Genomic DNA, 18,989 nt, shown 5'->3' with positions numbered 1-18,989 from the left:
ATGCGTTAAGCTAACTGATACTAATTGCCCGTGCGGCTTGTTCCTATAACATTAGCTCTGTTATAGACAAGTTGAGCATATATTGTGTTTGCCCTTAGTGCATCACACCCCAAGAATCTACTAAATACTTCTTCCAGTTTGGGTTAGTTGCTGCTCCGTCGAGAGCAACTGACTTTACAAGTTATGCCTGATGACTATAGCAAGTTGGTACCACCCCTTCCCATCCCGAACAGGACCGTGAAACGACTTCGCGCCGATGATAGTGCTGCAACCAGTGTGAAAGTAGGTCATCGTCAGGCTTGTTATCCCCAAAAACCCTCGTTACGCAAGTAGCGAGGGTTTTTGCTTTGCGCGCTCCGTTTTCATTTGGTCGGCAGGCGAAGTAAATTCCGGTGTGGCCAGAGGTGCCGATGCTGTCTTCTCGGTCAGAAAGCCATGAAACGCGCCAGGCCGTTGATGCAGATGGCTTGGCGTAACTCCGGTTCTGTCCGCCGCACTGACAAAACGGCGACTTGCTTCATCTTTTCCACAGGCGTTCTCTACGCATCGTCCGCATATCGGGCCGTCCTACCCTCCTTCTTCATATCACCTCTGAACCACCCAACACCGGGCGCGGTTTGTCTTTTCCACAGGGCAGCAACAGGAAAGCCAGCTTATGTTTTCCACAGGGCCAACTCCTCTTCACTGGCCGTGGATGAATTGTCCACAGCGATCCTGCTGATTCACGTCTTGCGCTTCTCAAGTCAACGTCATTCCGTTGCAGAACAAGGTAATGGATCATTTTCCAAGTTTCCTGGAGTATTCGAGACAAAACCCAACACCAAAAGAAAAGCCGGCAAAGCCGGCTTTTCTAATAAACAAGCGATGAACTCATCACCGCGGAAAACGACGCAACTTATCCCCAATCCCGCCGGGGATGCGGTTCAAGCCACTTTGCCCACAGCCTGAACTAACTGAAAACAGGATACAAAAACTTATACACAGGCGTTCGACGACCCTACCCTCTTCTGCGCTGAATGACGAACGAGCCAGACCAAAAACTAAGTTTTCCACACCCTCCACATTCCTGCGACTCAACGCTCACCCCGCAACAGATCTGAAATGCACCAGCGCATTCAAGCCTTCAACCGCCCCCTCCTTGCTGATCCGATTGCGCAAGCTGATGGTCGCCTGCATCGAATCGACAATCTCTCCGCAGATGGTCAGCCCCAACCCGCCGGCTGATGAAACATTGGAAGAAAACGCCTTGAAGACATTCTCCATCGCCTGGTCATCGATCCCCTCTCCGCTATCCCAGATCAGCAACTCCGCCACATCTTCCCGAGCACTGATGCGAATGCCCAGCTTCCCATGCACAGGCGTATGCCGGATCGCGTTATGCAGCAGATTGGAAATCAGCTCCCCGATCATCCACGGATGACCCATCACGAGGATCTTCTCCCCCTCCAGCTCGAAGTCCAGATCCTTCTCCGCAATCAGCGGCGACAGATCCACTGCCGTCTCGCGCGCCAGCATGCCCAGGTCACACACCTCCTGCGCACCGCGACCGCGTATCTGCTCGACCTTGGCCAGGGACAGCAATTGATTGGCCAGCGTCGTGGCCCGCTCGACGGTACCCGACATCTCCTGCCAGATCACCGGTGCCGGCGCATCGCCCCGCAAGCCCGACTGCAACTGTGTTTTGAGCACGGCCAATGGCGTACGCAACTGATGCGAGGCATTGGCCACGAAACGTTGCTGGTGATCCAGCAGCCGTCGCAAGCGCGCCATCAATTGATTCAAGGCATCGATGAACGGCTGCAATTCACGCGGCGCCATCGGTGGTGCCACGGGCGAGAGATCATCGGCCGGCCGCTCATCAAGCTGCCGCCGCAAGGCATCCACCGGTTGCAGCGCACGCCGCACCACATACAAGGTCACCGACACGATCACCACCAGCAAGGCCGCCTGACGGATCAGCGTCTCCCAGAAAATCTTGCGCGCCAGCGCACTGCGGTTCTCCATCGTCTCGGCCACCTGCACCAGTGCCGCGCCGCGCGGATCATTGGTCACCACCGGCTGGAACAGCGCTGCCACCCTGACCGGCACGCCGTTATAGGTATCTTCGTAGATATGCGCCAGGGCCGGATAGATGGCCTCCTTGTCCGCCTTCCCCTTGTAGGAAGGCAGATCCTGATCGCCCTCGAAGAACTTGCCGTCCAGGCCATTGATGCGGTAAATCATCCGGCTCGAATAATCGGCCTCATAAATCTCCAGCGCCGCATACGGCAGCGAAGCCTTGAGCTCGCCATTTTCGATGCGCAGCAGGTCGCCAATCGAATGCACCGAGGCAATCAGCATCCGGTCATAAGCGGTGTTGACCGACTCCAGCGTATTGCGATAAAGCGAGAAGGAATCGATGACGATGAACAGGGCAATCGGCGAGATGATCCAAGCCAGCAGATAGGCACGCACCGAGCGACGCCGCGAAAACAGATGTGCCACGTCCTCAGCCCTCGCCGCCCTGCTGCTGCCGATCCCGCAGCAGATAACCCAGCCCGCGCAGGGTCATGATTTCGGCGCCGGTCTCCATGAGTTTCTTGCGCACCCGATGCACCACCACTTCGATGGCTTCGAGCTGCGTGTTCTCTTCCATCGGGAAAACCAGCCTGAACAATTTCTCCTTGGTCACCGCATGTCCCGGCTTGGCGATCAGTGCCTTCAACAGCGTATGCTCGCGCGGCGTCAACTCCAGCGGCTCATCGTCACAATAGAACGCCCCCGATGCCCGGTCAAAGCGCAAGCGCCCGCAGCGCTGCCCGCCGTCATCGGCATTGGTCCGCCGCCGCAGCAGCGCACGGATGCGCGCATCGAGCTCATCCAGATCAAAGGGCTTGGCCAGGTAATCATCGGCACCGGCATTGAGGCCCACCACGCGATCGCCCACTGCGCCGCGCGCGGTCAGCACGATCACCGGGGTACCGATGTCCTGCGAGCGGATGCGCTGCAGCAGGTGCAGCCCGTCCAGTCCGGGAATATTGAGATCGAGCACCACCAGGTCGCCAATCCCGTCCTTGATGTGCGAGAGCGCACTGATGCCATCGCCGCAATGCGTGACCTGGAAGCCGCGCCGTTCCAGCGCGCGTACCAGGGCGCGCGACATGTCGATGTCATCCTCTACCAGCAGGATATGCATGATCTCCCGTGTCGTTATCGTTGTGCAGCCGCCTTTATACCGCCAATCCACGCAGGGCGCGAGCCCCGTCTCCCCACGCTTTGAAAGCAGATTGAAAGCCACTGGAAAGGCAGCTGACAGGAAACCCCCTCCTCGGCGGCATCGCCCCATGGCAAAAGCCGTCCCCCTCGCCTACACTCCCGCACATCGCCGGCCATGCACTGCTCAACACCGCCGTCGCGACCGGCACCAAGACCAAAACCATCTCCAGGAGACAGCATGACCCCACGTCTGATCAAGACCCTGTTGGCACTCGCCCTGGCCGCCCCGGCCATCGCCTTCGCCCAGGACACCTGCAGCAATCGCGGCGACCTCGACCAGCAATACTGCGACGCCAATCACGACCTGACCGCCGACACCCCCACCGATCCCAAGAAGCTGAAGAACCCCAATACCCTGGTCTTCACCTTCACCCCGGTGGAAGATCCGGCCGTCTACGACAAGATCTTCAAGCCCTTCACCGACTACCTGTCGCAATGTACCGCCAAGAAGGTGGTCTTCTTCCAGGTGCAATCCAACGCTGCTGAAATCGAAGCCATGCGCTCGGGCCGCCTGCACGTCGGCGGCTTCTCGCCGGGACCGACCAACTTCGCCGTCAACATCGCCGGTGCCGTGCCGTTTGCCGTCATTGGTGATGCCAAGGGTTATCAGGGTTATACCCTCAACGTGATCGTGCGCAAGGACAGCCCGATCCAGAAGATGACCGACCTCAAGGGCAAGAAGGTCGCCCACACCGCGCCTTCGTCGAACTCCGGCCACATGGCCCCGATGGCCTTGTTCCCCAAGCTGGGCGTGACGCCGGACAAGGACTACAAGGTCATCTTCTCCGGCAAGCATGACCAGTCCATCCTGGGCGTGAACTCGGGCGACTACGATGCCGCCGCCATCGCCTCCGACGTCTTTGACCGCATGGTGGAGCGTGGCGTGATCAAGGCCGAGAACTTCCGCGTCATCTGGCACAGCGAGAAATTCCCGACCCAGGACTTTGCCTATGCGCATGACCTGGAGCCGAACTTCCGCGACAAGATGCTCAAGTGCTTCTACGACTATCGCTTCACCGATGAGCTCAAGAAGGCCTTCGCCGGTTCCGATCGCTTCTACCCGATCAACTACAAGAAGGACTTCGAGATGGTGCGCTTCGTCGCCCAGTCCGCCGGTGAATCCTTCAACCGTGCCGCCTACGACAAGCAGAACGCCGGCAAGAAGTAAGCCGCACCGCAAGGCATCCGTGACCTCCGGTCCGGATGCCGAGCAAGACGAATCCATCCAGCACAAGCAACACGGCCCCTGCTCACCGGCAGGGGCTGCGGCCTCTCGCATCCCGCGACCTGCCGCGCGTTACCAGAAACATCACCAGAGAAAGCGTCTCCCATGTCACACGCCATCGAAATCCAGGGCCTGGTCAAGGAATACAAGCCCGGTCATCCCATCCTCAAAGGCATCGACCTGAAGATTGGCGACGCCGGCCTGATCGCCATCATCGGCCCTTCCGGCACCGGCAAGTCCACCCTGATCCGCTGCATCAACCGCCTGGTCGATCCCAGCCGTGGCGCGATCTGGTTCGAGGGCGAAGGCAAGCGCGTGAACCTGGCCGAACTGCGCGGCCGTGCCCTGCGTGAACAGCGCCGCCACATCGGCATGGTGTTCCAGGAATACAACCTGGTGGAGCGCCTTTCCGTGATGGAGAACCTGTTGTGCGGAAGACTGGGTTACGTCAATGCCTTCACCGCCTGGCGCCGCAACTTCGCCAAGGAAGATATCGCGCACGCGTTTGAATTGCTCGATACCGTGGGCCTGGGCAACTTCGCCAACCAGCGGGCTGACGCGCTCTCCGGTGGCCAGCGCCAGCGCGTGGGCATCGCCCGTGCCCTGATGCAGCGCCCGCGCCTGCTGCTGGCCGATGAACCGACGTCCTCGCTGGACCCCAAGACCTCCTTCGAGATCATCTCGCTGCTCAAGGAACAGGGCCGCGCCCAGAAGATCCCGGTCATCGTCAACATCCACGACGTGGAGCTGGCCAAGCGCTATGCCGACCGCATCATCGGCATGTCCGGCGGCCACGTGGTCTACGACGGCAATGCCGAGAACCTGTCGGATGACTTCCTCAAACAGATCTACGGCGGCGAGGACTGGCTGGCATGACGACCTCCTCCACTTCCTCCGCACACCGCGTGAGCCTGGCCTTCAAGCCGCAACTGGCCACCCGCGTGGTGATCTGGCTCATCGCCCTGTATGCGATCTACGCAGCCACGCAACTGGGTTTCTCGTGGGAGCGTTTCTCTTCGGGCCTCGGCAATGGCGCCAAGTTCCTGGGCCGCATGTTTCCGCCCGATCTCTCCAAGGGCGACATCCTCTGGGGCGGCATCAAGGAGACGCTGCAGATTGCCGTGCTGGCGTCGCTGTTTGGCATCCTGTTCTCGCTGCCTATCGGCTTGATGGGCGCACGCAACCTGATGCCCTCCTGGATCTCCTGGCCTGCACGCGCGCTGGTGTCGGTGTGCCGCTCGCTGCATCCGGTGATCGTGGCCATCCTGTTCGTCAAGGCCGTGGGCTTTGGTGCACTGGCCGGTGTGCTGGCGCTGATCGTGGCGTCCATCGGCTTCATCGGCAAGCTCTTTGCCGAAGCCATTGAAGAGATCTCCATCAAACAGGTCGAAGCCATCCGCGCCACCGGTGCCTCCTTCATGAACGTGATCCTCTTTGGCGTGCTGCCGCAGGTGATGTCGCGCTTCGTCGGTTTCTCGACCTACCAGCTCGACTCCAACCTGCGCAACTCGACCATGGTCGGCATCGTCGGTGCGGGCGGCGTGGGCGGCGTGCTGTTCTCCGCCTTCCAGCGCTTCGATTACGACTTCGTGCTCACCATCCTGGTCACCATCATCACCATCATCGTCGTCGGCGAATTGCTGGCCAATTCGGTCAAGAAGGTTTTCAATGTCTGATACCGTCCTCCCCCGCCCCGCTGCCGCGCTCAACCCGGCCGAGCGCGAATGGCAGCGCCATACGCCCCTGCAGCGCATCCTGCGTTTCACCGTGTGGCTGGTCATCGCCCTGGCCGTGGTGCAATCGCTGCGCTACATCGAGATCATCCCCGAGTTCCTCTACGATGCGCCCGAGCAGATGAGCGACATGCTCGCCCGCATGTGGCCCATCGACTGGGCCTACTTCAGCAGCGACGTCCAGGCCGGACTGATCGAGACCCTGCACATCGCTACGCTCGGTACCCTGCTCTCCATCGTGCTGGCCATTCCCTTTGGCCTGCTGGTGGCGCCCAACCTGACCCGCCATCGCGGCCTGAACCTGTTCGCCCGCATCGTGCTGGTGGCCAGCCGCTCGGTCAATTCGCTGGTGTGGGCGCTGCTGTTCCTGGCCATCTTCGGACCCGGTCCGCTGGCGGGCACGCTGGCCATCGCTTTCCGCTCGATCGGCTTCGTCGGCAAGATGGCCGGCGAGACCATCGAGCAGATGCCGCGCGGCCCCATCGAGGCGCTGCAGGCGTCGGGCGCGAGCAAGTTCTCCGAGATCTGGTATGGCTACTGGCCGCAATTGAAGCCGGCCTTCATGTCCATCGTGCTGCTGCGCTGGGACATCAACGTGCGTGAATCCGCCGTGCTGGGCATCGTCGGTGCCGGTGGCGTGGGCATGGTGCTCGATACCGCGTTGAACCTGTTCCAGTGGCCGCGCGTGGCGACGGTGCTGGTTTCCATCTTCGCCATCGTGATCGTGACCGAAGTGGTGGTCACGCAAATCCGCAAGCGCATACTCTGACCGGGAGCCAGCATGAAAGCACGTGGCATGGAAGGCATCACCTATCCTCCGCAATACGATGTGCTGGTGGTCGGCGGCGGCATCAACGGCGCGGGCATCGCGCGCGATGCGGCCGGGCGCGGCCTGTCGGTGGCGCTGTGCGAACAGCACGACCTGGCGCAGCATACGTCGTCGTCCTCCAGCAAGCTCATCCACGGTGGCCTGCGCTACCTGGAACATTATGAATTCGGGCTGGTGCGCAAGGCGCTGATCGAGCGCGAAGTGCTCCTGCGCAGCGCGCCGCACATCATGTGGCCGCTGCGCTTCGTGATGCCGCATGACCAGGGACAGCGCCCGGCCTGGCTGATCCGTTTGGGCATGTTCCTCTACGATCACCTGGCCCGGCGCGAATTGTTGCCGGGCTCGCGTGCACTGGACCTGCGCCGCCACGCCTCGGGGGCGCCATTGAAAGCGCAGTTCACGCGTGGCTTCGTCTATTCCGATGGCTGGGTCGATGATGCCCGGCTGGTGGTGTTGAACGCCATGGATGCCGCCGAAAAAGGCGCGCACATCATGACCCGCACCCGCTGCGAATCGCTCACGCGCCAGGACAACGGCTGGCAAGCGGTGCTGCGCCGTGAAGACGGCCATGCCATGCAGGTGCGCGCACGCTGCGTGGTCAATGCCGCCGGCCCGTGGGTGGCGCAGTTCCTGGGCGGTGCGGCCCACGTGCATTCGAGCAAGTCGGTGCGCCTGGTCAAGGGCAGCCACATCGTGGTGCCACGCCTGTTCGAACACGATCACGCCTACATCTTCCAGAACCCGGATGGCCGCATCGTCTTCGCCATTCCCTACGAGCAGGACTTCACGCTCATCGGGACCACCGATATCGAGTATCAGGGCAAGGTAGAAGACGTGGCCATCTCCGAGGATGAGACGGCTTATCTCTGCCAGCTGGCCAATCGCTATTTCGCCAAGCCCATTACACCGGCCGACGTGGTGTGGTCGTATTCAGGGGTGCGCCCGCTGCTGGAAGACGCAGCCGCCGACGCCTCGGCCGTCACGCGCGACTACCAGCTCGACCTGAACACGCAAGGCGCCCCGCTGCTCTCCATCTTCGGCGGCAAGATCACCACCTTCCGCAAGCTGGCCGAGGAAGCGGTAGATATGATCGCGCCGGTACTGGGCAACCAGCGTGGCGCGTGGACCGAACACGGCTGCCTGCCGGGTGGCGACCTGTATGGGGCGCAGCCGTCCAATCGCTCGGTGCGCCAATTCGGTCACTACGTGGAAGGCTTGCAGCAGCAGTATCCGTGGCTGCCCGCCGCATTGTTGCAACGCTATGCGCGTGCCTATGGCAGCCGCACGCACGCGCTGCTGGAAGGAAGAAAGAACTTGGAAGAGATGGGAGAAGAAATCCTGGGCGGGCTCTATGCCGCCGAGGTGGACTACTTGTTGCGCCACGAATGGGCCACCAATGCGGCCGACATCCTGTGGCGGCGTTCCAAGCTCGGCCTGCATTTCCCCAAGGGCAGCGAGGCCGTGCTGGACGCCTGGCTGGCCGCGCGCGGCGGCCAGTCTTCCGGTCAGGAACCACCCGCCGAAGCGGGCGAGTTGCTTCAGGCAGCCAGCAGGTAAGCACCCACGGCGGCGATACCGACGCCGCCGATGCGCACCACGCGGTCAGCCATCTGCTTGCCCGCGATCAGGCCGATACCGAGGCCCGCGGCATGCAGCAGTGCGGTGGCGGCGATGAAGCCGGCACCGTACAGGGCGGCCGAGCTGCCGTGCGGCAGTTCAGCGCCGTGTGCGTAGCCATGGAACATCGCGAAGACCGACACCACCAGCGTGCTGCCCCACAGCGGCAGGCGCACGGCGAAGGCGATCAGCAGGCCCAGCACGGCCACCGAAGCGGCGATACCGGTTTCCACGGCCGGCACTTGCAGGCCGGCGAAGGCCAGCAGCGCGCCAGCCACCATCATCAGCGGGAAGGCCAGCGGCAGCACCCACAGGGCGCGCTGCTTGTTCTGTGCCGCCCACAGGCCCACGGCCAGCATGGCCAGCAGGTGGTCGATGCCCGAGAACGGATGGGCGAAGCCGGCGGCCATGCTGGCCGAGGCATCCATGGTGGAACCCGGATGGCCGGGGTGCGCCAGGGCAGTGCCGGCCGCCAGTGCGGTGACGGCCAGGACGCCCAGGCGGGCGCGGGTCTTGGTCGAGAGGGTCAACATGTTTTCTCCTTGGGCTGATACGGCAGATTCTTGAATCGGGGAAGTGACAGGGTTCGGGTTCAGTTCTTCGGCTTCTCGTCCAGCAAGCCCTGCTTGCGGATGTATTCGATGACCTTTTCCACCCCGTCGCCACTGCGCAGGTTGGTGAACACGAAGGGGCGCTCACCGCGCATGCGCTTGGCATCGGCCGCCATGATATCCAGATTTGCGCCCACATAGGGAGCCAGGTCGGTCTTGTTGATGATGAGCAGGTCCGAGCGGGTGATGCCGGGGCCGCCCTTGCGCGGAATCTTTTCGCCGCCGGCCACGTCGATCACGTAGATGGTCAGGTCCGACAGTTCCGGGCTGAAGGTGGCGGCCAGGTTGTCGCCGCCGGACTCCACCAGGATCAGGTCCAGGTCCGGGAAATCGGCGCTCATGCGGGCAATCGCTTCCAGGTTGATGGAGGCATCCTCGCGAATGGCGGTGTGCGGGCAGCCGCCGGTCTCCACCCCCATCAGGCGTTCTGCCGGCAGCGCATCGGCGCGCAGCAGGATTTCCATGTCTTCCTTGGTGTAGATGTCATTGGTGATGACGGCCATGTCGTAATGGTCGCGCATGCGCTTGCACAGCATTTCGCACAGCGCCGTCTTGCCGGAACCGACCGGGCCGCCGATGCCCACGCGCAGCGGATTGGAAGTGGAGTTGCTCATGGTTGGTCTCTTGATCTCTTGGTCGTGTTGAAACGAAAACGATATAAACGATTTCAATAATTAAGAACGATAGATGCGGCTGTACTGCACCTCATGCTGCATCGACAGCAGCGACAGGCCCGGTGCCCAGTTGCACAGCTCGTCATCCTCCAGCGTCAGCGCGGTGGCCGCGGCCTTTTCCAGTTCAGGCTGCAGCGACAGCAGGATACGCTGCCCCGCCACCTGGCCCAGCGGCACCGTCTTCACGCAGGCCAGCACCTGGTTCTCGGCCCAGGCGAACAGCATGCCCAGCACCGCCGCCTCGCGCGGCACCTGCAGGGCCACGGTAGCAAAGGCCAGGGAGGTTGGCAGCGGCAGTTCCGGCTGCGCCTGCAGGATGGCCAGCAAGGTCTCATCGCCCAGCTTCAGGTCGGTCGCCAGTCTGCCCAGCGAATAGCCCATCTGAATGGTTTCGGCACGAAACTCGGAAGTATCGCGGGCCGCGATGAAGCGTTCGGTCCACAAGGTGACCTTTTCTGCATCACGGGCCTCGAAGGCTGCCACCAGCCGCGCAAAGATGGGGGCCTCGAAACGCGCCACCACTTCATGCAGCGCATGGCCGATCCAGGCACGGGCCGTGGCTTCGCTGCCCACGCGCCCGCACTCGATGGCCGCCTCCAGCCCTTGCGAATAGCTGTAGGCGCCGATCGGCAAGGACGGGCTGCTCAGTTGCAGCAGATGCAGCAAGGCAGCAGCTTGCATGGAGTCAGCCCTCTTCCTTCTTGTCGCCGGGACGATGGATTTTCTGGCGCAGCGGAATCGGTGCCAGCGGATTGTGGTGATGGTCATCGCCATGATGGTGATGACCGCCGCCATAGGCCCCCGCTTCCGGCTCGAAGGCCGCCAGTTCTTCGGAGACGCGCGCACCCAGCCCTTCCAGCATTTCCTTCAGCACCGGGTCCTTGCGGATGCGCAGGAAACCGACGCCCCCTTCATGGCCCACATGCGCCTGGGTGTGACGATTGCCGAGGTGGAAGGCGCAACGCAGCAGCAGGTGCGCATCGGCCGCATCGACGCGATAGGTCGCTTCGGCCTTGGCGATGATCCTGACCACGCGGCCATCATCGCCGCGCAGCAGGTCGCCATCGCGCAGCACCGTACCGCGCACGGTGAACACCGCCACGTCTTCACCGGAACGCAGGGTGGCACGCAGGCGGCTCTTCTCGCGCTGGTCATAGGGCAGTTCCAGTTCGCCGTCGATCTGCTCGGCCTGGGCTATCTTGGTATTGAGAGTGAGCATGAAAAAATCTAATGAAAATCAGAACAGGAAATAACGTTGTGCCAGCGGCAGCGAGACCGCCGGTTCGCACACCAGCAGCTCGCCATCGGCGCGCACTTCATAGGTCTCGGAATCGACTTCCATCTTCGGCGTGACCCCGTTGTGGATCATGTCGCGCTTGCGCAGGTTGCGCATGTTCTTCACGGCCACCACCGGCTTGTTGAGTTTGAGCTGTTCACCGATGCCGGCATCGAAGGCCGCCTGCGAGACGAAGGTCATCGAGGTCTTCAAGCCACCGCCATAGGCACCGAACATCATCCGGTAATGCACCGGCTGCGGGGTCGGGATGGAGGCATTGGGGTCACCCATCTGGGCGGCCGCGATCATCCCGCTCTTCAGGATCATCGAGGGCTTGGCCCCGAAGAAAGCCGGCTTCCACAGCACGATGTCGGCGATCTTGCCCACTTCCAGCGAACCCACCACGTGCGAGATGCCGTGGGTGATGGCCGGGTTGATGGTGTACTTGGCGATGTAGCGCTTGATGCGGAAGTTGTCGTTGCGCGAGGTATCTTCCTTGAGCGAACCGCGCTGCACCTTCATCTTGTGCGCGGTCTGCCAGGTACGCAGGATGACTTCGCCCACGCGGCCCATGGCCTGCGAGTCGGAAGACATCATGGAGATCGCGCCGATGTCATGCAGGATGTCTTCGGCGGCGATGGTCTCGCGGCGGATGCGCGATTCGGCAAAGGCGATGTCTTCGGCGATGGCCGGGTCCAGGTGATGGCAGACCATCAGCATGTCCAGGTGTTCGTCCAGGGTATTGACCGTGAAGGGACGCGTCGGGTTGGTCGAGGACGGCAGCACGTTGCCCTCGCCCACGGCCGCGATGATGTCCGGCGCGTGGCCGCCGCCCGCGCCTTCGGTGTGGAAGGTGTGGATGGTGCGGTCCTTGAAGGCCGCCAGCGTGTGCTCCAGGAAGCCGCCCTCATTGAGCGTATCGGTGTGGATGGCCACCTGGATATCCATGCGGTCGGCCACCGTCAGGCAGTTGTCGATGGCCGCAGGCGTCGAGCCCCAGTCCTCGTGCAGCTTCAGGCCGATGGCACCGGCGCGGATCTGTTCTTCCAGCGGCAACGGCAGGCTGACGTTGCCCTTGCCGAGGAAACCGAGGTTCATCGGGAAGGCGTCCGCTGCGGCCAGCATGGAGTGAATGTGCCAGGGACCGGGTGTGCAGGTGGTGGCGGCCGTGCCGACGGCCGGACCGGTGCCGCCGCCCAGCATGGTGGTGACGCCGCTCATGAGCGCTTCCTCGATCTGCTGCGGACAGATGAAGTGGATGTGGCTGTCGATGCCGCCGGCGGTGACGATCATGCCTTCACCGGCGATGATCTCGGTGGCGCCGCCGATGGCCATGGTCACGCCGGGCTGGATGTCGGGATTGCCGGCCTTGCCGATGCCGGCGATCTTGCCCGACTTGATGCCGATGTCGGCCTTGACGATGCCCCAGTGATCGACGATGAGCGCATTGGTGATGACGGTATCCATCACCTCGGCATGGGGGCGCTGCGACTGGCCCATGCCGTCGCGGATCACCTTGCCGCCGCCGAATTTCACTTCCTCGCCATAGACCGTGTAATCCTTCTCCACTTCCAGGAACAGCGCGGTATCGGCCAGGCGCACGCGGTCGCCGACGGTGGGGCCGAACATTTCGGCATAGGCCGAACGGGAAATCTTGCTCATTTGGTTTGCCCCTTCTTGTCGTTGCCATGCCGGGCCTTCAGCTTGCCCATCACCAGTGCATTGAAGCCGTAGACGCGGCGGTCCCCTGCCAGCGCCACCAGTTCCACCGTGCGTTCCTGTCCGGGCTCGAAGCGCACCGCCGTCCCGGCCGCGATGTTCAAGCGCATGCCATAGGCCGCTTCGCGTTCGAAGCGCAGTGCCGGATTGGTCTCATAAAAATGGAAGTGGGAGCCGACCTGGATGGGACGGTCGCCGCTGTTGGCCACCGTCACCGTCACGGTGGGGCGGCCGACATTGAGTTCGATGTCGCCGGGTTCGACCAGCATTTCGCCTGGAATCATGACGCGCTCCTCAAGGAATCGGATGGTGGACGGTGACCAGCTTGCTGCCATCGGGGAAGGTGGCTTCGACCTGGATGTCGGGGATCATCTCGGGCACGCCTTCCATGACATCGTCGCGGGTCAGGATGGTGGTCCCCTCGGACATCAGCTCGGCCACGGTCTTGCCGTCGCGCGCGCCTTCCATGATGGCGGCGGTGATCAGCGCCACCGCTTCCGGATAGTTGAGCTTGAGGCCACGGGCCTTGCGGCGCTCGGCCAGCAGGGCAGCGGTGAAGATGAGCAGCTTGTCTTTTTCTCTTGGTGTCAGTTCCATGTTGGCTCCTGGCCGTTGGATGGCCTTCAGGTTCTATAACGCAGGGCGAGGCTTGATTCAGTTTTCCTGATGCAGCGTTTTACGTCGTATTCATGTATTCCAGATGCGCGGAATGGCCGCCGGCTTGCCGGTGACCGCCGGGCGCAGCACATGCCAGGCCGCATGCAGCCACTGCCGCGCCACCAGGCTGGATGGCCCCATGTAGCGCGCGATCAGCACCTGCTTCATCAGCGTGGCACCGCTGCGTCCTTCCAGCTGCAGGGCGCCGATGGTCTCGCGCAGCCGTCCGAGCAGTGCCGCATCCATGCCATCGCCCACGGCGATCAAGGTGCCACAGATGGTCTGCCCGTCCAGCGCCAGCGGGCCTTGCATGGCGCCTGCCTCCGCCTGCAGGCGGCCCTGCTCGAACCACACCAGCTTGCCGCCGCGGCGGATGTTGGTGCGCTGGCTGACGGCACCGGTGTCGAAGGTTTCGCCCGACGCGGTACGGCCGAAGCAGAGGATTTCCGCGCCCAGGTAAGCGGCGTCGGCGGCCAGGGTCACTTCATGTTCCATGCGCACGTCGGCGCCATCGAAGAAGATGGTTTCCTGCGGCAGCCATTCCAGCGTGGCCCCGGCTGCTGCGTCGAGCCTGACGGCCTGGCGCGAGGACTGGCCGTTGGCGCGATACCACTTGCCCGCACCGGGCGTGGTCAGCAGCGCATGGGCGCGCTCGCCCACCTCGGCGGTGATGGAGAGCTGGTCGCCACCGACGATGCCGCCCGGCGGGTGGACGATGATGGCGTGGCAGATGGAGGGATCTTCGGGATAGAGCGGCTTCTGCACGCGCAGGGGGCCGAAGTGCTGGCGGCGCATGAGGCGCGTGGTGCCCTTGTCGTCGGCAAAGCCCAACGCCAGGCGTGCCTGGTCCGGCGCATGCCGCAGGGGCGCGCCTGGTGTCGCGGGAGCCGGCATGCTGGCGGGTTCCGGATGGCCGGGGAGTCGTTTCATACCTGGTTCTTCATTGCGTGGAAGGCGGCGTGTGCAAGCGGACTGCCTGGCCGCGAACATGCGACTTTATAGCAGACCCGCTGCAAACGCGCAGCCTTCCTGTGCGACGGCCTCAGACCGCCAGATGCTTCTTCACGTCCTCGCCATCCATCTGATCCTGGGTGCCGGCCGCGACCACTTCGCCGCGCGACATCACCACGAAGGTATCGGCCAGTTCGCGGGCGAAGTCGAAATACTGCTCGCACAGCAGGATGCCGATGTCGCCGCGCTGGCGCAGCAGGCTGATGACGCGGCCGATGTCCTTGATGATGGAGGGCTGGATGCCTTCGGTCGGTTCATCCAGGATGATCAGCTTGGGCTCGGCCAGCAGTGCCCGGGCGATGGCCAGCTGCTGCTGCTGGCCGCCGGAAAGATCGCCGCCGCGACGATGCAGCATTTCCTTCAACACCGGGAAGAGTTCATAGACCTCGCCCTTGATGGTGGAGGCACGGCGGCCCGACAGCGTAGCCATGCCCATGAGCATGTTTTCTTCCACCGTCAGGCGCGCGAAGATCTCGCGTCCCTGCGGCACGTAGGCGATGCCCAGCTTGGCGCGCTGGTGCGGCTTGAGACGGGTGATGTCCTGGCCTTCGAAGCTGACGTTGCCCTTGGCCACCGGCAGCACGCCCATCAGGCATTTCAGGAGCGTGGTCTTGCCCACGCCATTGCGGCCCAGAAGGGACAAGACTTTGCCCTTCTGCACATCGAGCGAGACGCCGCGCAGCGTATGCGCCGCGCCGTAGTACTGGTTCAGTTCATTGACTTGCAGCATGGATGATGGTCTCCGCTCTTATCGTCCCAGGTAGACTTCGATGACGCGCTCGTTGGATTGCACCTGGCGCATGTTGCCTTCGGCCAGCACCGATCCTTCATGCAGCACGGTCACTTTGCCACCTTGGGCGATCTCTTCGACGAAGCCCATGTCGTGTTCCACCACCATGATGGAATGCTTGCCGCGCAGCTCGTTCAACAGCTCGGCGGTGCGGGCGGTCTCGGCGTCGGACATGCCGGCCACCGGTTCGTCCAGCAACAGCAATTGCGGTTCTTGCATCAACAGCATGCCGATTTCCAGCCACTGTTTCTGCCCGTGCGAGAGCAGGCCGGCCACGCGATGTTCCTGGCCGTTCAGGCGGATCAGCTTGAGGATTTCCTCGATCTTGCCGATCTGCTCCGAGGACAGTCGCGCAAAGAGCGTGGTCTTGACGCGCTTGTCCATCTTCATCGCCAGTTCCAGGTTTTCGAACACGGTGTGCTGCTCGAACACCGTCGGGCGCTGGAACTTGCGGCCGATGCCCGCATGCGCGATCTCGTATTCGGTCATCTTGGTCAGGTCGATGGTCTGGCCGAAGAAGGCGGTGCCGGACGTGGGCCGGGTCTTGCCGGTGATGACGTCCATCATCGTGGTCTTGCCCGCACCGTTGGGACCGATGATGCAGCGCAATTCACCGACCGAAATATCCAGGTTCAGGTTGTTGATGGCCTTGAAGCCATCGAAGGACACCGTGATGTTTTCCAGATAGAGGATGGCACCGTGGGTGGTATCGACGCCTTCGGGTTTGATGCGTTCGTAGGATGCGCCGTGGTCGGCGCGGGGCGTATCGACGTTGCCGCCCAGGCCGCCGATGGCGACTGGATTCTTGCCGGGTTCGATGGCACTCATGCGGCCTCCTTGGATGCGCTGCCCTCAGCGGACGCGGCATCGCGTTTCTTGAATTTCTGCACCAGGCCCAGGATGCCCTGCGGCAGGAACAGCGTGACCAGGATGAAGATCAGCCCCAGCGCATACAGCCACAGGTCCGGGAAGGCCGCAGTGAACCAGCTCTTCAAGCCATTGACCGTGAAGGCGCCGATGATCGGTCCGATCAGCGTGCCACGGCCACCGACGGCCGCCCAGATCACCATCTCGATGGAGTTGGCCGGCGACATCTCGGAAGGATTGATGATGCCCACCTGTGGTACGTACAGGGCACCGGCGATACCGCAGATCACGGCCGACAGCGTCCACACGAAGAGCTTGAACCACAGCGGGTTGTAGCCGATGAACATGAGGCGTGATTCGGAATCGCGCACGCCCTGCAGCACGCGGCCCAGCTTGGAGGTGACGATCATGCGGCACAGGACCAGGGCACCGAACAGCAGCGCCAGCGTCACCAGGTACAGCACCGCCTTGGTGGCCGGTGCGGTGATGGTGAAGCCGAGGATGCGCTTGAAGTCGGTGAAGCCGTTGTTGCCGCCGAAGCCGGTATCGTTGCGGAAGAACAGCAGCATGAAGGCGAAGGTCATCGCTTGCGTGATGATGGAGAAATACACGCCCTTGATGCGCGAACGGAACGCGAAGTAACCGAACACGAAGGCCAGCAGACCCGGCACCAGCACCACCAGCAGCATGGAGAACCAGAAGTGGTCGGTCATCCACCAGTACCAGGGATAGGCCTTCCAGTTCAGGAACACCATGAAGTCAGGCAGGTTGCTCTGGTACACGCCGTCACGGCCGATGGCGCGCATCAGGTACATGCCGTGGGCGTATCCGCCCAGTGCGAAGAAAACGCCATGCCCCAGCGAGAGGATGCCCGTGTAGCCCCACACCAGGTCGAGGGCCAGCGCAGCCATGGCATAGCACATGAACTTTCCGACCAAAGCGACGGTGTAGGAGGACACGTGCAGCGCGCTATCTGCGGGGAACAGCAGGTTGCACACCGGCAGCAGTGCCAGCACGATGGTGCAGATGACGATGCCGGTCCAGGACGGGCGATTGAACAGCGAGGGGCGCATGATCATGGTGCTCATTCCACGCTCCTTCCCTTGAGTGCGAAGAGGCCTTGCGGACGCTTCTGGATGAATACGATGATGAAGACCAGGATGGCGATCTTGGCCAGCACGGCACCGGCCATCGGTTCCAGGAATTTGTTGACTTCGCCCAGGCCGAAGGCTGCGATGACGGTCCCGGCCAGCTGGCCCACGCCACCCAGCACCACCACCATGAAGGAGTCGACGATGTAACCCTGTCCCAGGTCGGGACCGACGTTGCCCAGCTGCGAGAGGGCCACGCCACCGAGACCGGCGATGCCGCAACCGAGGCCGAAGGTCATCATGTCGATCTTGCCGGTGGACACGCCCACGCAGTCGGCCATGCGGCGGTTCTGGGTGACGGCGCGCACGAACAGGCCCAGGCGCGTCTTGTTCAGGATCAGCCACACCGCGAACACCACGAAGAGCGCGAAGAACACGATCACGATGCGGTTGTAGGAGAGCACCAGCGAACCCAGCACGGTCACGCCGCCCGACATCCAGCTCGGGTTGGCCACTTCCACGTTCTGCGCACCGAAGATGGAGCGCACACCTTGCATCAGCATCAGGCTGATGCCCCAGGTGCAGAGCAGGGTTTCCAGCGGACGGCCATAGAGCCAGCGGATCACCAGGCGCTCCAGCGCGATGCCAACCGCTGCGGCCACGATGAAGGCGGCCGGCAGTGCCACCACCAGATACGCATCGATGGCACCGGGGAAGAATTTGCGGAACACCAGCTGGCACACGTAGGTGGTGTAGGCACCGATCATCAGCAGCTCACCGTGGGCCATGTTGATGATGCCCATGAGGCCGAAGGTGATGGCCAGGCCCAGCGCGGCCAGCAGCAGCACGCTGCCCAGCGAGACGCCATAGAACAGCTTGCCGGCGAAGTCGACGATGGCCAGGTGGCGGTCCAGTGCGGAGAGGGTGCGCACTGCTTCGATACGCACGCCTTCATCGGCTTCGACGTAGGAGCCATCGGGATTCTTGGCCAGCATGTTTTCCAGCACCGGCTTCAACGAGGCATTGGTGGTCTCGGCCAGTTTCTTGACGGCCGCGCGGCGTGCCGCCGGGTCGGCCGAATGCAGGTTGGCGGTGGCTTGCACCTGCTGCAGCACGTCCTTGATCTGCGGATCGCTTTCCTTGGCGAGCGCTTTTTCGATCAGCGGGATCTGCGCCGGGTCGGCATTCTTGAGCAATTCACCGGCGGCGGCCAGGCGCTGGTCGCGCTGCGGTGAGAGCAGCTTCAGGCCCGAGAGCGCGCCATCGACAGCACCGCGCAGGCGGTTGTTGACGGTGATGCCTTCGGCGTCATCGGGCGCCGGGCCGGTCTGGTCATTGGCCGGATTGAACGCCTTGCCCGCGTCGTCGACGATGAGCACGTCACCGGCGGGGGTGACGTAGAGCGCGTCGCTGTTCAAGGCGTTGAGGATCTTGAGCGCGTCTTCATTGGCCAGCGCGGCAATCTGGTTGACGGCGTCGATGCGCGCGTCGGGGTCGTCTCCGCCAAGGGGCTTGAGCAGGGCCGGATCGATGGCTGCGAACGCCCCCAGGGCGTGGACGCAAAGCCAGGTCGCGAGCAGCCCGCGTAGGAACTGGATGGCTGGTTTCATGGTCGGTGTGCGCCTCGAAGCGCG

Annotated in this window: 20 protein-coding genes and 1 rRNA gene; 7 read left to right on the top strand and 14 right to left on the bottom strand. The window is 62.8% G+C overall.

The window, feature by feature from the left end:
* Window positions 1-186: 186 nt before the first annotated feature.
* Window positions 187-299 (top strand): 5S ribosomal RNA (gene rrf, locus J2X56_RS18540).
* Window positions 300-435: 136 nt separating this feature from the next.
* Window positions 436-948 carry a hypothetical protein gene (locus J2X56_RS18535; protein ID WP_310161571.1) on the top strand — a complete coding sequence of 171 codons (513 nt, stop codon included), beginning with the start codon at window positions 436-438 and terminating at the stop codon, window positions 946-948.
* A 132-nt stretch (window positions 949-1,080) separates the two neighbouring features.
* On the opposite strand, the gene J2X56_RS18530 is transcribed toward J2X56_RS18535, so the two are convergent.
* Together J2X56_RS18530 and J2X56_RS18525 are read right to left on the bottom strand one after the other, a co-directional pair.
* Window positions 1,081-2,484, bottom strand: a complete 1,404-nt coding sequence (locus tag J2X56_RS18530) for a sensor histidine kinase (RefSeq protein ID WP_121041342.1) — start codon at window positions 2,482-2,484, stop codon at window positions 1,081-1,083.
* Window positions 2,485-2,488: 4 nt separating this feature from the next.
* Window positions 2,489-3,175 carry a response regulator transcription factor gene (locus tag J2X56_RS18525; RefSeq protein ID WP_088755402.1) on the bottom strand — a complete coding sequence of 229 codons (687 nt, stop codon included), beginning with the start codon at window positions 3,173-3,175 and terminating at the stop codon, window positions 2,489-2,491.
* A 258-nt stretch (window positions 3,176-3,433) separates the two neighbouring features.
* Here J2X56_RS18525 and phnD point away from each other — a divergent pair, with 258 nt between their 5' ends.
* The 5 genes from phnD to glpD all read left to right on the top strand — a co-directional run bounded on the left by phnD (window position 3,434) and on the right by glpD (window position 8,599).
* The gene (phnD, locus tag J2X56_RS18520; RefSeq protein ID WP_034339821.1) at window positions 3,434-4,423 is read left to right on the top strand and encodes a phosphate/phosphite/phosphonate ABC transporter substrate-binding protein; all 990 of its coding nucleotides are present in this window, start codon (window positions 3,434-3,436) and stop codon (window positions 4,421-4,423) included.
* A gap of 162 nt (window positions 4,424-4,585) precedes the next feature.
* Window positions 4,586-5,356: a phosphonate ABC transporter ATP-binding protein gene (gene phnC, locus J2X56_RS18515; protein WP_013236645.1), complete on the top strand. Its 771-nt coding sequence runs from the start codon at window positions 4,586-4,588 to the stop codon at window positions 5,354-5,356.
* Entirely contained in the window at window positions 5,353-6,156 is an 804-nt protein-coding gene (gene phnE / locus J2X56_RS18510) for a phosphonate ABC transporter, permease protein PhnE (protein WP_310161562.1), read from the top strand. Before phnC ends, phnE (J2X56_RS18510) begins: the two co-directional genes overlap by 4 nt.
* Window positions 6,149-6,982: a phosphonate ABC transporter, permease protein PhnE gene (gene phnE, locus J2X56_RS18505; RefSeq protein ID WP_034339830.1), complete on the top strand. Its 834-nt coding sequence runs from the start codon at window positions 6,149-6,151 to the stop codon at window positions 6,980-6,982. Before phnE (J2X56_RS18510) ends, phnE (J2X56_RS18505) begins: the two co-directional genes overlap by 8 nt.
* Before the next feature lie 12 nt (window positions 6,983-6,994).
* Window positions 6,995-8,599 (top strand): glycerol-3-phosphate dehydrogenase, encoded by a 1,605-nt coding sequence (glpD, locus tag J2X56_RS18500; protein WP_134134237.1) that lies wholly within the window; start codon window positions 6,995-6,997, stop codon window positions 8,597-8,599.
* On the opposite strand, the gene J2X56_RS18495 is transcribed toward glpD, so the two are convergent.
* From J2X56_RS18495 to urtB, 12 genes are all read right to left on the bottom strand, one after another.
* The gene (locus tag J2X56_RS18495) at window positions 8,581-9,192 is read right to left on the bottom strand and encodes a HupE/UreJ family protein (protein ID WP_034339842.1); all 612 of its coding nucleotides are present in this window, start codon (window positions 9,190-9,192) and stop codon (window positions 8,581-8,583) included. The two genes, glpD and J2X56_RS18495, sit on opposite strands and share 19 nt — an antisense overlap.
* Before the next feature lie 59 nt (window positions 9,193-9,251).
* The gene (gene ureG, locus J2X56_RS18490) at window positions 9,252-9,884 is read right to left on the bottom strand and encodes an urease accessory protein UreG (RefSeq protein WP_013236640.1); all 633 of its coding nucleotides are present in this window, start codon (window positions 9,882-9,884) and stop codon (window positions 9,252-9,254) included.
* Between the two features lie 60 nt (window positions 9,885-9,944).
* Window positions 9,945-10,625 (bottom strand): urease accessory UreF family protein, encoded by a 681-nt coding sequence (locus J2X56_RS18485; RefSeq protein WP_310161556.1) that lies wholly within the window; start codon window positions 10,623-10,625, stop codon window positions 9,945-9,947.
* 4 nt (window positions 10,626-10,629) lie between these two features.
* The gene (gene ureE, locus J2X56_RS18480) at window positions 10,630-11,163 is read right to left on the bottom strand and encodes an urease accessory protein UreE (protein ID WP_121041333.1); all 534 of its coding nucleotides are present in this window, start codon (window positions 11,161-11,163) and stop codon (window positions 10,630-10,632) included.
* A gap of 18 nt (window positions 11,164-11,181) precedes the next feature.
* A complete protein-coding gene (ureC, locus tag J2X56_RS18475) occupies window positions 11,182-12,882 on the bottom strand; it encodes an urease subunit alpha (RefSeq protein WP_310161553.1) in 1,701 nt (566 codons plus the stop codon).
* Window positions 12,879-13,223 carry an urease subunit beta gene (locus tag J2X56_RS18470; protein WP_204726746.1) on the bottom strand — a complete coding sequence of 115 codons (345 nt, stop codon included), beginning with the start codon at window positions 13,221-13,223 and terminating at the stop codon, window positions 12,879-12,881. Before J2X56_RS18470 ends, ureC begins: the two co-directional genes overlap by 4 nt.
* A gap of 10 nt (window positions 13,224-13,233) precedes the next feature.
* Window positions 13,234-13,536, bottom strand: coding sequence for an urease subunit gamma (locus J2X56_RS18465; RefSeq protein ID WP_008333723.1), 303 nt, complete (start codon window positions 13,534-13,536; stop codon window positions 13,234-13,236).
* Between the two features lie 90 nt (window positions 13,537-13,626).
* A complete protein-coding gene (locus J2X56_RS18460; protein ID WP_409025220.1) occupies window positions 13,627-14,526 on the bottom strand; it encodes an urease accessory protein UreD in 900 nt (299 codons plus the stop codon).
* Window positions 14,527-14,638: 112 nt separating this feature from the next.
* Entirely contained in the window at window positions 14,639-15,337 is a 699-nt protein-coding gene (gene urtE / locus J2X56_RS18455) for an urea ABC transporter ATP-binding subunit UrtE (protein ID WP_008333719.1), read from the bottom strand.
* 18 nt (window positions 15,338-15,355) lie between these two features.
* Window positions 15,356-16,225, bottom strand: coding sequence for an urea ABC transporter ATP-binding protein UrtD (urtD, locus tag J2X56_RS18450; RefSeq protein WP_121041327.1), 870 nt, complete (start codon window positions 16,223-16,225; stop codon window positions 15,356-15,358).
* A complete protein-coding gene (gene urtC, locus J2X56_RS18445; protein ID WP_121041325.1) occupies window positions 16,222-17,352 on the bottom strand; it encodes an urea ABC transporter permease subunit UrtC in 1,131 nt (376 codons plus the stop codon). Before urtC ends, urtD begins: the two co-directional genes overlap by 4 nt.
* Entirely contained in the window at window positions 17,349-18,965 is a 1,617-nt protein-coding gene (urtB, locus tag J2X56_RS18440) for an urea ABC transporter permease subunit UrtB (protein ID WP_121041323.1), read from the bottom strand. Before urtB ends, urtC begins: the two co-directional genes overlap by 4 nt.
* Between the last annotated feature and the right edge of the window lie 24 nt (window positions 18,966-18,989).

Origin of the sequence: Herbaspirillum sp. 1173 (assembly GCF_031455335.1) — a bacterium.
In the GTDB taxonomy this organism is placed as follows: domain Bacteria; phylum Pseudomonadota; class Gammaproteobacteria; order Burkholderiales; family Burkholderiaceae_D; genus Herbaspirillum; species Herbaspirillum huttiense.
This window is presented reverse-complemented; position numbering and strand designations above follow the sequence as displayed.